The organism is Escherichia sp. E13S3, assembly GCF_004212325.1.
Lineage (GTDB): Bacteria > Pseudomonadota > Gammaproteobacteria > Enterobacterales > Enterobacteriaceae > Escherichia.
On record NZ_RHJR01000004.1, the window covers coordinates 143244 to 155751 of the forward strand.

The 12508-nt window shown below is 50.4% G+C and carries 11 protein-coding genes; 4 read left to right on the top strand and 7 right to left on the bottom strand.

Annotated elements, in window-relative coordinates:
* Window positions 1-37 precede the first annotated feature (37 nt).
* On the bottom strand, window positions 38-1507 hold the full coding sequence (gene lysP / locus D9597_RS05990) for a lysine-specific permease (RefSeq protein ID WP_130207072.1): 1470 nt from the start codon (window positions 1505-1507) through the stop codon (window positions 38-40).
* Window positions 1508-1711: 204 nt separating this feature from the next.
* The gene (gene yieE / locus D9597_RS06000) at window positions 1712-2593 is read right to left on the bottom strand and encodes a DNA-binding transcriptional regulator YeiE (RefSeq protein WP_130207074.1); all 882 of its coding nucleotides are present in this window, start codon (window positions 2591-2593) and stop codon (window positions 1712-1714) included.
* Between the two features lie 98 nt (window positions 2594-2691).
* Between yieE and D9597_RS06005 the strand changes: the two genes are divergently transcribed.
* From D9597_RS06005 to D9597_RS06015, 3 genes are all read left to right on the top strand, one after another.
* Window positions 2692-3741 carry a YeiH family protein gene (locus D9597_RS06005; protein WP_000182044.1) on the top strand — a complete coding sequence of 350 codons (1050 nt, stop codon included), beginning with the start codon at window positions 2692-2694 and terminating at the stop codon, window positions 3739-3741.
* Window positions 3742-3814: 73 nt separating this feature from the next.
* A complete protein-coding gene (nfo, locus tag D9597_RS06010) occupies window positions 3815-4672 on the top strand; it encodes a deoxyribonuclease IV (RefSeq protein WP_130221877.1) in 858 nt (285 codons plus the stop codon).
* Window positions 4673-4674: 2 nt separating this feature from the next.
* Window positions 4675-5763: a sugar kinase gene (locus tag D9597_RS06015; RefSeq protein WP_130221878.1), complete on the top strand. Its 1089-nt coding sequence runs from the start codon at window positions 4675-4677 to the stop codon at window positions 5761-5763.
* A gap of 54 nt (window positions 5764-5817) precedes the next feature.
* Here the strand turns inward: D9597_RS06015 and D9597_RS06020 are convergent, their stop codons facing one another.
* Both D9597_RS06020 and rihB read right to left on the bottom strand, forming a co-directional pair.
* Window positions 5818-7068 carry a NupC/NupG family nucleoside CNT transporter gene (locus D9597_RS06020; protein WP_000382967.1) on the bottom strand — a complete coding sequence of 417 codons (1251 nt, stop codon included), beginning with the start codon at window positions 7066-7068 and terminating at the stop codon, window positions 5818-5820.
* Window positions 7069-7167: 99 nt separating this feature from the next.
* Window positions 7168-8109 (bottom strand): ribosylpyrimidine nucleosidase, encoded by a 942-nt coding sequence (gene rihB, locus D9597_RS06025; protein WP_000415429.1) that lies wholly within the window; start codon window positions 8107-8109, stop codon window positions 7168-7170.
* Between the two features lie 129 nt (window positions 8110-8238).
* Between rihB and D9597_RS06030 the strand changes: the two genes are divergently transcribed.
* Window positions 8239-8937, top strand: a complete 699-nt coding sequence (locus D9597_RS06030; protein WP_130217122.1) for a transcriptional regulator YeiL — start codon at window positions 8239-8241, stop codon at window positions 8935-8937.
* 58 nt (window positions 8938-8995) lie between these two features.
* On the opposite strand, the gene D9597_RS06035 is transcribed toward D9597_RS06030, so the two are convergent.
* The 3 genes from D9597_RS06035 to D9597_RS06045 form a co-directional block, all read right to left on the bottom strand.
* Window positions 8996-10246, bottom strand: coding sequence for a NupC/NupG family nucleoside CNT transporter (locus tag D9597_RS06035; protein ID WP_130221879.1), 1251 nt, complete (start codon window positions 10244-10246; stop codon window positions 8996-8998).
* A 93-nt stretch (window positions 10247-10339) separates the two neighbouring features.
* Window positions 10340-11278 carry a pseudouridine-5'-phosphate glycosidase gene (gene psuG, locus D9597_RS06040; RefSeq protein ID WP_130221880.1) on the bottom strand — a complete coding sequence of 313 codons (939 nt, stop codon included), beginning with the start codon at window positions 11276-11278 and terminating at the stop codon, window positions 10340-10342.
* The gene (locus tag D9597_RS06045; protein WP_130221881.1) at window positions 11266-12207 is read right to left on the bottom strand and encodes a pseudouridine kinase; all 942 of its coding nucleotides are present in this window, start codon (window positions 12205-12207) and stop codon (window positions 11266-11268) included. The genes psuG and D9597_RS06045 overlap by 13 nt, the downstream gene beginning before the upstream one ends.
* Window positions 12208-12508: the final 301 nt, after the last annotated feature.

A 12508-nucleotide genomic window follows, 5' to 3' on the forward strand; every position in this document is an offset into this window, starting at 1 on the left:
CTCGGTTGAGAGGGCTTTATTAAGGAAGGGGTAAAACTTATTTCTTATCGTTCTGCGGGAACTTCATTTCGCTGTAGCGTACGAAGTGGGTTCCTTTAATCAACTTATAGCCAAACCAGATCATAAGGAACAGCGGGATGCCAATATAGGTTGCCGCTACGCCACCCCAGTCGATAGTGTCTTTCAGGAACGCTTCGTAGTTCTGGCCCAGAGTGATAATCAGGCACAGCACAAAAGCGAAGATCGGTCCCAGCGGGAAGAAGCCTGAACGGTACGGCAGATCGTTAATATCATGCCCCTGCAGCACATAACCGCGACGGAAACGATAATGGCTGATCGCAATTCCCAGCCAGGCGATAAAGCCTGTCATACCGGAGGTGTTCAGCAGCCACAGGTATACCGTCTGGTTACCAAACATGGAGGTCAGGAAGCACAGACCCGCAATTACCGTGGTCGCATACAGCGCGTTACGCGGTACGCCGCCACGCGACAATTTAGCGAAAATGCGCGGCGCTTTACCGTCACACGCCAGGGTGTACAGCATACGAGTAGACGCATACATACCGGAGTTACCCGCTGACAGCACCGCCGTCAGAATAACCGCGTTCATCACCGCCGCCGCAGAGAGCAGACCCGCATGCTGGAACACCAGGGTGAACGGGCTGACGCTGATGTCTTTAACATCATTACGCAGCAGGCTCGGATCGGTGTATGGAATGATCAGGCTGATGATCAGGATTGCGAACACATAGAACAGCAGGATTCGCCAGAACACCTGACGTACCGCGCGTGGAATGTTTTTCGCCGGTTCTTCGGACTCGCCTGCAGCAATACCGATCAGCTCGGTTCCCTGGAAAGAGAAGCCGACAATCATTGCCACACCGATCATCGCCGCAAAACCACCAGCAAATGGTGCTTCGCCAATCGTCCAGTTGCTCCAGCCCGCAGGCTGTGCGCCTTTGAAGATGCCGATAATCATCATCACGCCGACGATGATAAAGACAATGACCGTGGTGACTTTGATCAGTGAGAACCAGTATTCCGCCTCGCCAAAGCCACGAACTGAAATGTAGTTCAGGAGGAAGATAACGCCGAGGAACAGCGCACTCCAGATCCAACCTGGGGTGTCCGGGAACCACCAGCTCATGACCAACTGAGCGGCCACCAGGTCAACGGCGATAGTTACCGCCCAGTTGTACCAGTAGTTCCAGCCCAGCGCGAAGCCAAAGCCTTCTTCAACATAGTTCTGACCGTAAGTGGCAAAGGAACCAGAAACCGGCATATATGCCGCCAGTTCACCAAGACTGGTCATCAGGAAGTAAACCATCAGGCCGATCAGAATATACGAGAGCAGCGCCCCACCTGGACCTGCCTGAGAGATCGTTGCGCCAGAGGCAACAAAAAGACCCGTACCGATGGAACCGCCAATGGCAATCATCGTCAGGTGACGCGCCTTTAATTCACGGCGTAAGCCCGGCGCTTCTGTGGTTTTAGTTTCGGAAACCATACGAAAATGCTATCCATCTTAAAAATGAGGCGCGATTGTAGCAGACGATTTGCAATCCTTCCGGTAGAAATACGCTTTTATAAGACACCTTCATGATCGCCCAGGGATTATAAGTAAAGCAACCAATCTCTTTTCTGGCGAATGTATACCGGTGGTGCTGCGTCACAAAATCGACACAGCCCCCGTAGGTTTCTGTACAACGGATTAACGCGGCAAAGTGGAGGAATCGCAGTACTCCAGAAAGCGCCGTAACGCGTTGGAAAGGTGTTTCTGCCGATGATGTATACGCCACAACGTACGCATCAGGCGCGGCAGAGGGACAGCAACTTCACTTAATGTGCCAGCCTGCAATTGATCTTCAATGACCCTTCGCGACAGGCAACTGATTCCCAACCCATGACGCACCGCATGTTTGATTGCCTCGGAGTTACCTAATTCCATCGCCATCTCAAACTTCGGTAAATGCGACAGTAACAGATAATCGACAATCTCCCGCGTGCCGGAACCGCGTTCACGCAGGATCCACGGCGCAGCGGCCAGCTGTTCTAAAGTGACCGGACCACGAGCCAGCGGCGAAGTCGGCGCGGCGAAAACCACCAGCTCGTCTTCCAGCCACGGTTCAGAAATGATTTCAGTGCTGTGGCACGGTCCTTCAATAAAGCCAATATCAACGCGGAAATCCAGCACCGCTTGCATCACGTCCTGGCTGTTCCCAACGCTCAGTTCAATCGGCAACTGCGGATAATCATGGCGATAACGGGCGATGACTGCAGGCAGAATGTAGTTACCGATGGTACTACTGGCATAGACACGAATCGCGCCGTTGTCTTCGCGAAACAGTTGTTCGATTTCAATCGCCTGTTCAAGCAGTGCCAACGCACGCGGATAGAGCAGCCGCCCGTGTTCATTAACAACCAGTCTTTTACCCACGCGATCAAACAGTTGCACGCCAAGCTGCCCTTCCAGGTCGGTCAAGGCTGCGCTCACTGCTGATTGCGACAACGCCAGCATCACCGACGCCTGGGTGGTTGATCCACTTTTCAATACTTCTGCAAAAACTTCCAACTGCCGGAGGGTGATGTGCATAGTCGCTTACCACTTATAAAGATTAATTATAAATATATAATCAATTTTATTTTTAAACCAGTTAGTCGTAACCTTATGCCCGGTTAAAGGAGAGGGTTATGACGAATATCACCTTACAGAAACAACATCGTACACTGTGGCATTTTATTCCGGGGTTAGCCCTGAGTGCAGTTATCACCGGGGTCGCCCTGTGGGGTGGTTCCATTCCCGCGATTGCGGGTGCCGGGTTTAGTGCCCTCACCCTCGCAATCTTGTTGGGGATGGTTTTAGGCAACACCATCTATCCGCACATCTGGAAAAGCTGTGACGGTGGCGTGCTGTTTGCCAAGCAATATTTATTACGTCTGGGTATCATTCTTTATGGCTTCCGTCTGACGTTCTCGCAAATTGCCGATGTCGGTATCAGTGGGATCATCATTGACGTGCTGACGCTGTCCAGTACCTTCCTGCTGGCTTGCTTCCTGGGGCAGAAAGTGTTTGGTCTGGATAAGCACACCAGCTGGTTGATCGGTGCCGGTAGCAGTATCTGTGGTGCTGCAGCGGTACTGGCGACTGAGCCGGTAGTGAAAGCGGAAGCCAGTAAAGTAACCGTGGCTGTTGCAACCGTTGTTATCTTCGGGACCGTCGCGATTTTCCTCTACCCGGCGATATATCCGCTGATGTCTCAATGGTTTAGCCCGGAAACTTTCGGTATCTACATTGGTTCTACTGTGCACGAAGTGGCGCAGGTGGTGGCGGCAGGTCATGCCATCAGCCCGGATGCAGAAAACGCAGCAGTTATTTCCAAAATGCTGCGCGTGATGATGCTGGCTCCGTTCCTCATCCTGCTGGCGGCGCGTGTTAAACAGCTGTCTGGGGCGAACAGCGGCGAGAAAAGCAAAATCACTATTCCGTGGTTTGCCATCTTGTTCATCGTAGTTGCCATCTTTAACTCGTTCCACCTGTTACCGCAGAGCGTGGTGAACATGCTGGTAACGCTGGATACCTTCCTGCTGGCAATGGCGATGGCGGCGCTGGGTCTGACCACTCACGTCAGCGCGCTGAAAAAAGCCGGGGCGAAACCTCTGCTGATGGCACTGGTACTGTTTGCCTGGCTGATTGTTGGTGGTGGTGCAATTAACTATGTGATTCAAAGCGTCATCGCATAAACCACTACATCTTGCTCCTGTTAACCCGCTATCATTACCGTTTTCCTCCAGCGGGTTTAACAGGAGTCCTCGCATGAAATACATTGGAGCGCACGTTAGTGCTGCTGGCGGTCTGGCAAATGCCGCAATTCGCGCCGCCGAAATCGACGCAACCGCGTTTGCCTTGTTCACCAAAAACCAACGTCAGTGGCGTGCCGCACCGCTCACGACGCAAACCATCGATGAATTCAAAGCCGCCTGTGAAAAATATCACTACACATCGGCGCAAATTCTTCCCCACGACAGTTATCTGATTAACCTCGGACATCCGGTCGCTGAAGCCCTGGAAAAATCGCGCGATGCCTTTATAGATGAAATGCAGCGTTGCGAACAACTGGGACTTTCTTTGCTCAACTTCCACCCTGGCAGCCATCTGATGCAGATTTCAGAAGAGGATTGCCTTGCGCGTATTGCCGAATCCATCAACATTGCGCTGGATAAAACACAAGGTGTGACCGCGGTGATTGAAAATACCGCCGGTCAGGGCAGCAACCTTGGATTTAAATTCGAACATCTCGCGGCGATTATCGACGGTGTGGAAGATAAATCCCGCGTCGGCGTCTGCATTGATACCTGCCATGCTTTCGCTGCCGGGTATGATTTGCGTACTCCAGCCGAATGCGAGAAAACGTTCGCTGATTTTGCTCGTATTGTTGGCTTTAAGTATCTGCGCGGGATGCACCTCAACGATGCGAAAAGTACCTTTGGCAGCCGCGTTGACCGCCATCATAACCTTGGTGAAGGCAATATCGGTCATGATGCGTTCCGCTGGATCATGCAGGACGACCGTTTCGACGGCATTCCGCTGATCCTTGAAACCATCAACCCGGATATCTGGGCAGAAGAGATCGCCTGGCTGAAAGCGCAACAAACTGAAAAAGCGGTAGCCTGAAAATGAACAACCGGGAGAAGGAGATCCTTGCAATTTTACGGCGTAACCCGCTGATTCAGCAGAATGAAATTGCGGATATGCTGCAAATTAGCCGTTCGCGCGTAGCGGCGCATATTATGGATTTAATGCGCAAAGGGCGGATTAAAGGCAAAGGTTACATTCTCACCGAGCAGGAATATTGCGTGGTGGTGGGAACAATCAATATGGATATTCGCGGGATGGCGGATATTCGTTATCCGCAAGCGGCCTCGAATCCCGGTACGATTCATTGCTCGGCGGGCGGCGTTGGGCGCAACATCGCCCACAATCTGGCGCTGTTAGGCCGCGACGTCCATTTACTCTCGGTGATTGGCGATGACTTTTATGGCGAAATGCTCCTGGAAGAGACGCGCCGCGCCGGCGTGAATGTCTCCGGCTGCGTTCGTTTACACGGCCAAAGCACATCGACGTATCTGGCAATTGCCAATCGAGACGATGAAACCGTGCTGGCGATTAACGATACCCATCTGTTGGAACAGTTGACACCGCAACTACTGAACGGGTCGCGCGATTTACTTCGTCATGCGGGCGTGGTGCTGGCTGATTGCAACCTGACAGCCGAGGCGCTGGAGTGGGTCTTCACCCTTGCCGATGAAATCCCGGTGTTTGTCGATACCGTTTCAGAATTTAAAGCGGGCAAAATCAAACACTGGCTGGCGCATATTCACACCCTGAAACCCACTTTACAGGAACTGGAAATTTTATGGGGACAGGCGATCACCAGCGATGCTGACCGTAATGCCGCAGTGAATGCGTTGCATCAGCAAGGTGTTCAGCAACTGTTTGTTTATTTGCCCGATGAGTCAGTTTATTGCAGCGAAAAGGATGGTGAACAATTTTTGCTGACTGCGCCAACGCATACGACGGTAGACAGTTTTGGTGCTGACGATGGTTTTATGGCGGGCCTGGTGTATAGCTTTCTGGAAGGAAGCAGTTTCCATGATAGCGCCCGTTTTGCGATGGCCTGCGCGGCAATTTCGCGCGCCAGCGGCAGCTTAAACAACCCTACCCTGTCTGCCGATAATGCGCTTTCATTAGTACCAATGGTGTAACAATGTTGCCGGATGCGACGCTTAACGCGTCTTATCCGGCTCATAAATCGCGCACTACGCTAAACCAATAAAGAACCCGGCAATGGTCGCACTCATCAGGTTGGAAAGCGTCGCCGCCGCCAGCGCCCGTAAACCAAGCTGGGCGATTTCCGGCGCACGGTGTGGCGCAACCGCAGAAAATGCCCCAACCACTACCCCGATAGAACCAAAGTTAGCGAAACCGCACAGCGCAAAAGAAATAATCGCCACGGTTTTTGCATCCAGAGTGCCACCCGTTTGCAGATATGGCGAGAAATTGAGATAAGCGACAAATTCATTGATCGCCAGCTTCTGCCCAATCAAACTCCCGGCAAGATTTGCATCACTCCAGTCAACACCCATCACCCACGCCAGCGGGGCCAGCAGATAACCTAAAATGGACTCCAGCGAGGCATGTTCAAAACCAAACCAGCCGCCAACGCCGCCGATAATACCGTTAATTAACGCAATGATGGCAACAAATGCCATGACTACTGTCGCCACACCCGCAGCGATTTTCAGCCCGGTCATTGCCCCTGTAGCAGCGGCCTCAATAATACTTTTTGGCGGTGTTTCGGTGAAAGAGAGGTTATTAAAGGAAACCTGCGAAGATTCTGTAGCCGGGCTTAGCAGGCGGGCAAACAAGATCCCGCCGGGGATCGCCATTAACGATGCCGCCAGCAGATATTCCACAGGTACGCCCAGTGCGGCGTAACCAATCATTGTCGAACCGGCAATTGAGGCCATCCCGCTGCAAATAGCTGTAAACAGCTCATTGCGATTCAGACGATCGATAAAAGGCTTCACAATCGCCGGAATTTCGTTTTGCCCGAGGAAAATGGTAGTGACCGCGACGAATGACTCAATCTTGCTGATATTTAATGCTTTCTGGAATATACCGCCGAGAATGCGAATTAAAATCCCCATCACACCGATGTAGTAGAGAATACTCACCAGTGCAGTGACGAAGATAATTGCCGGTAATACCCTGAAACCAAAGATAAATCCTGCGCCATCAAATAAGGTATCCATTTTCGGTCCGACCAGAGAACCGAAGATAAATGCGCTACCCGCATCGCTGTACGCCATCACTTTATGCACGCCAAAAGCGACTTTTTCAGCGACCCAACGCCCTGGCGGTAACCAAAGCATAATGCCGCCAATCACGACCTGTAACACTAACGCCGCGCCAACGGTACGCAGGCTGATCTTCTTCTTGTTTACTGACAGTAAAAACGCAATCGTCAGCAATACCACCATTCCCAGAACACTTCTCATGACATCCATAGTGATTATCTCTTCATGTCATATTGGGCGACGGCTTTCTGCCCATCAGAAATAGCCAGGCCTGCATCTTGCGATACCGGCCCGGCTTGTTATCAACACTTAATGGGTTTTGATGTAGCCGCGCACGCACTCTTCGACTAAGCCCCAGAACCAGTCGGTATCAATAGTGATGCCGACTTTGGTATTAGCGGGCTTGCCAAGAACGCCCAGCTCGTCGCAGACAGTACGCCCATAGCAAGGGCCACTGTTGACGTCCACTTCGACGTACATCTCCTGGGTTTTAATGCCATCAGGGTTAATCAGATAACCGATGCAGGTGGCGTCGTGCACCGGGCCTCCAGCCAGGCCGTAGTTTTCGAACTGCGTTTTGAGAGTGAAGTTCATGATGTCGCTGAACAGCTCCCCGGCAGGGCCGCCTGCCCTTTCCATCCGCGCAATCACGTCCGGGGTGCAAACGGTCTGGTTGGTAAGATCGAGGCCCATCATCACCAACGGAACGCCGGAGGTAAACACCACGCGTGCGGCTTCCGGGTCAGCAAAGATGTTGAACTCGGCAGACGGCGTGAAGTTACCTGTACCGTAAGCGCCGCCCATCAGTACAATTTCACGGATTTTGGGCAGGATTGCGGGTTGCATACGCATTGCCACCGCGATATTTGAAAGCGGACCAACCGGCACCAGAGTGATATCGCCATCGCTTGCCATCAGGGTATCAATGATATATTTCACCGCATGAGTACTTTCTGCCTGGCGGGTTAGCGGCTCGAATACCGGGCCATCCAGTCCGGTTTCACCGTGAATATTATCGGCAACAATTTGTTGACGCATAATGGGCTGCGGCATCCCCGCATAAACCGGAACATTAATCTCCAGTTTCTGGCAAACATTCAGGCCATTAATTAATGTTTTATCAAGCGTCTGATTACCCGCCACAATAGTGATACCTAATAAATCAATCGCCGGATGTTTCGCAGCCATCATTATGGCAATAGCATCATCATGACCCGGATCACAATCCAGAATAATTTTTCTCTTTTCCATTGTTTATTTCCTCTGTTTCCAGTTGCGTTATTTTTTCTACAGCAAAGAAAATTCGACCGGGCCGATGATTGAATCTTAACAACAGCGTACGTATGCTAAATATGAGAAATCTCATAGCGGATAAACATCGTGAAAGAAATCCACAATAATGATCTTAAGCAGCAATTGATGAGTGAATCCGCGTTTAAGGATTGCTTTTCAACGGATGTTTCAGCCGATACGCGGTTGTTTCATTTTTTAGCGCGTGACTACATTGTGCAGGAAGGGCAACAGCCGTCCTGGCTGTTTTACCTGACGCGAGGCCGTGCCAGACTTTACGCCACGCTTGCTAATGGTCGCGTGTCGCTGATTGATTTCTTTGCCGCGCCCTGTTTTATTGGCGAGATTGAGTTAATCGACAAAGATCATGAACCGCGTGCGGTACAGGCTATTGAAGAGTGTTGGTGTATTGCGCTCCCTATGAAACATTACCGTCCGCTGTTATTAAACGACACGCTATTTTTACGAAAACTCTGCGTCACCTTAAGTCATAAAAATTATCGTAATATTGTATCTCTAACGCAGAACCAATCATTTCCGTTAGTGAATCGCCTGGCAGCATTTATATTACTCTCGCAAGAAGGTGATCTTTATCACGAAAAACACACACAAGCGGCAGAGTATTTGGGTGTTTCTTATCGGCACCTGTTATATGTTCTCGCGCAATTCATTCACGACGGTTTATTAATTAAAAGTCAGAAAGGATATTTAATTAAAAACAGAAAGCAGCTGTTAGGGTTGGCGCTGGAAATGGACCCGGAGAATAAATTCTCCGGGATGATGCAGTAAAAATTATTGGCAATAGTGCGATTGCCGGATACGTCTTATCCGGACTACAAATCGAGCATTACGCCAGCCCAAGAAAGAACCCGGCAATAGTCGCACTCATCAGGTTGGAAAGCGTCGCTGCTGCCAGCGCACGTAAACCAAGCTGGGCGATTTCCGGAGCACGTTTTGGCGAAATAGCCGAAAACGCCCCAACGACAACGCCGATAGAACCAAAGTTAGCAAAACCACACAGCGCAAAGGAGATAATCGCAATGGTTTTCACTTCCAGCGTGCCGCCCGTTTGCAGGTATGGTGAAAAACTCAGGTAAGCGACGAATTCGTTAATCGCCAGTTTCTGCCCAATCAGGCTACCCGCAAGGTTGGCATCGCTCCAGTCTACCCCCATGATCCACGCCAGTGGCGCCAGCACATAGCCAAAAATACTTTCCAGAGAAGCATTGGCGAAACCAAACCAGCCGCCAATTCCGCCGATAATGCCGTTGATCAACGCAATAATTGCGACAAACGCCATTACCACCGTCGCCACACCCGCGGCGATTTTCAGCCCGGTCATCGCACCGCTCGCCGCCGCTTCGATAAAGCTTTTTGGCGGCGTTTCGCTGAACGACAGGTTTTCAAATGTCACCTGCGAAGGCTCAGTTGCCGGGCTAAGAATACGCGCAAACAAAATACCGCCGGGGATAGCCATCAGCGATGCCGCTAACAGGTAGTCAATCGGCACGCCCATTCCGGCATAACCAATCATCATCGACCCAGCAATGGACGCCATTCCGCTACAAATTGCGGTAAACAGCTCGTTGCGATTCATGCGATCGATAAACGGTTTTACGATCGCCGGGATCTCGTTTTGCCCGAGGAAAATAGTGGTAACCGCAACAAAAGATTCGATTTTGCTGATGTTGAGGGCTTTCTGGAAAATACTGCCAAGAATGCGAATCAGCAGCCCCATCACGCCAATGTAATAAAGCAGGCTAATGAGCGCGGTAACGAAGATAATCGCCGGAAGTACGCGAAAGGCGAAGATAAAGCCCGCTCCATCAAAGAGAACATCCATTTTCGGCCCAACCAGCGAACCAAAAATGAAGGCGCTACCGGCATCACTGTAAGACATCACTTTATGAACGCCTAATGCCGCCTGTTCTACTGCCCATTTTCCCGGCGGAAAATAGAGCATGATGCCACCAATAGCGATTTGCAGCAGCAACGCGGCTCCAACCGTGCGCAAACTGATACTTTTTTTATTTACCGACAACACAAATGCTATTGCCAGTAACACCACCATCCCCACAACACTTCTCATTATATCCATAATGATTTTCCCTTCATGCCAGTAAACCCGGCGTCAGCGCCAGGTTTTGGTATGCTTGATGAGTACGGGCGACGGCTTTCTGCCCGTCAGAAATTAACCCACGAGACGCTGGTATTCTTTGGCAATTTCGCTCGCCAGAATGGCGTTGTTGAACACCAGCTGGATGTTGGATTTCAGGCTGTCACCGCCGGTCAGTTCAGCAACGCGCGCCAGCAAGAACGGCGTACTTTCTTTACCAATAACACCCTGCGCTTCAGCTTCAGCTACCGCCTGATCGATCGCCGCATTGATAGTGTGTTCCGGCATAGCAAACTGTTCCGGGATCGGGTTCGCTACCACCAGGCCACCGTTCAGCCCGCTTTGCCATTTCACCGCCATCGCGCGGGCAATTTCTGTGGCGCTGTCGAGACGAATGCTGACGTCAAACGGGCTGGTGCGGCAGAAAAACGCAGGCAGCGCTTTGGTCTGATAGCCAATTAGCGGTACACCGAAAGTTTCTAAATATTCGGTAGTTAAGCCTAAATCGAGAATAGATTTTGCTCCGGCACAAACTACGGTGACATTGGTGTGCGCCAGTTCTTGCAAATCGGCAGAAATATCGAAGGTATGTTCCGCCCCGCGATGCACACCGCCAATACCACCGGTGGCAAATACTTTAATTCCGGCAAGCGCCGCAATAATCATCGTTGAAGCAACGGTGGTTGCGCCATTTTTTCCGGCGGCAACAACAAAAGGTAAATCGCGACGGCTAACTTTGGTTACGTTATGTCCTTCACGACCCAGCAATTCAATTTCTTCTTTGCTTAACCCCACTTTCATCACGCCACCAATAATGGCGATAGTGGCAGGTACAGCGCCCTGTTTACGAATAGTTTCTTCTACTTCAATTGCAGTCTGGGCATTTTGTGGAAACGGCATACCGTGAGAGATAATGGTCGATTCCAGCGCAACAACTGGTTTTTTGCTTTTTAAAGCATCCTGAACTTCCGGGGAAATTTGTAATAATTCAGGGGAAATGTTTAATTCAGACATTCTGCGTTCTCCACTAACGATATAACGTTGGCAATCGATAAATTTGGGTTATTGGTGTATTCACAGGAGAGCGCCATTGACGAACATCCCTGTGCAAAACGAACAGATTCGGCAAACGGCATTCCGTCGACCCAACACGAAGCAAGACCTGCCATCATGGCATCGCCCGCTCCGGTAACATTAATGACATTGGTTTTAATCGGTGCAGACCAGCCGTTTTCACCGCCGATTTCACTGTAGTAAACACCGTCTCCGCCCATACTCAGTACCAGGCGGTTCAGGCCATGCTGATGGAACCAGGCGGCAACTTTTGCGACATCTTCACGCCCTGACAGCGCAATCCCGCTCAGGGTTTCCGCTTCAAGACGGTTTGGCTTCAGGGTGTGGATCTGACTTAGACGGTCGCGCACTTTGACGCATTTCCATGCCGAAACCGGATCGACAAATACAGGTACGTCGGCGGCATTATCCAGAATCCAGACCAACGCCTCTTCACTGATATTACAGTCAGCGACAATGACCTTTGCTCCCTGGATAAATTCACGGTGCTGTGCGAGATATTCCGCAGAAATACAGTTGCTAATATTCATGTCATTTATAGCAACCAGCATCTCACCGGTATTATCGAGCAATGATAAATAGCTCGAGGTATTTTCCCCTGGCACAATCAGGCATTTATCGACATAAACACCGGATTGATTGGTTTGCGTCAGGAGCGATTGACCATAAAAATCACTGCCTACAGCGCTAAGTAGCCAGACTTTGTTCCCCAGCAACGCCAGATTTTGCGCGATATTGCGCCCTACTCCACCAGGAGTAAATTTTATTTTACCTGGATTTGAATCCGCATAATTTAATGATTCATGTGAATATCCGGCGACATCAATATTCGCCGAACCTATAATTACGACATATTCCTTTTCGCGCATAGCACATCCCCTGGTAAAAAATTACCAACTCTGTCAATCCACAAGAATATAGGTACTGCAAATAACGTTTAAACATGTGTTCGTATTTAAACATGTGCTCATAGTATGCATGTTTTACTTAAAGTAAATTGCCGCCAGATGGGCAAAATGGGCAGATTTGAACAGGCTCACAAAACGCTACTAAATGCATGGATTAAAAAAACGAGGAATTTGTGATGGGATGCACAGAACAGGAACAATAAAAAAGGGCAGAAATTAATCTGCCCTTGAGGAAATAACGTTGATGTCCGATGCTGATTTC

What these genes read in the sequence shown, in the direction of transcription:
- lysP (WP_130207072.1), bottom strand. Translation starts at nt 1,507, where the DNA reads ATGGTTTCCGAAACTAAAACCACAGAAGCGCCGGGCTTACGCCGTGAA.
- yieE (WP_130207074.1), bottom strand. Translation starts at nt 2,593, where the DNA reads ATGCACATCACCCTCCGGCAGTTGGAAGTTTTTGCAGAAGTATTGAAA.
- D9597_RS06005 (WP_000182044.1), top strand. Translation starts at nt 2,692, where the DNA reads ATGACGAATATCACCTTACAGAAACAACATCGTACACTGTGGCATTTT.
- nfo (WP_130221877.1), top strand. Translation starts at nt 3,815, where the DNA reads ATGAAATACATTGGAGCGCACGTTAGTGCTGCTGGCGGTCTGGCAAAT.
- D9597_RS06015 (WP_130221878.1), top strand. Translation starts at nt 4,675, where the DNA reads ATGAACAACCGGGAGAAGGAGATCCTTGCAATTTTACGGCGTAACCCG.
- D9597_RS06020 (WP_000382967.1), bottom strand. Translation starts at nt 7,068, where the DNA reads ATGGATGTCATGAGAAGTGTTCTGGGAATGGTGGTATTGCTGACGATT.
- rihB (WP_000415429.1), bottom strand. Translation starts at nt 8,109, where the DNA reads ATGGAAAAGAGAAAAATTATTCTGGATTGTGATCCGGGTCATGATGAT.
- D9597_RS06035 (WP_130221879.1), bottom strand. Translation starts at nt 10,246, where the DNA reads ATGGATATAATGAGAAGTGTTGTGGGGATGGTGGTGTTACTGGCAATA.
- psuG (WP_130221880.1), bottom strand. Translation starts at nt 11,278, where the DNA reads ATGTCTGAATTAAACATTTCCCCTGAATTATTACAAATTTCCCCGGAA.
- D9597_RS06045 (WP_130221881.1), bottom strand. Translation starts at nt 12,207, where the DNA reads ATGCGCGAAAAGGAATATGTCGTAATTATAGGTTCGGCGAATATTGAT.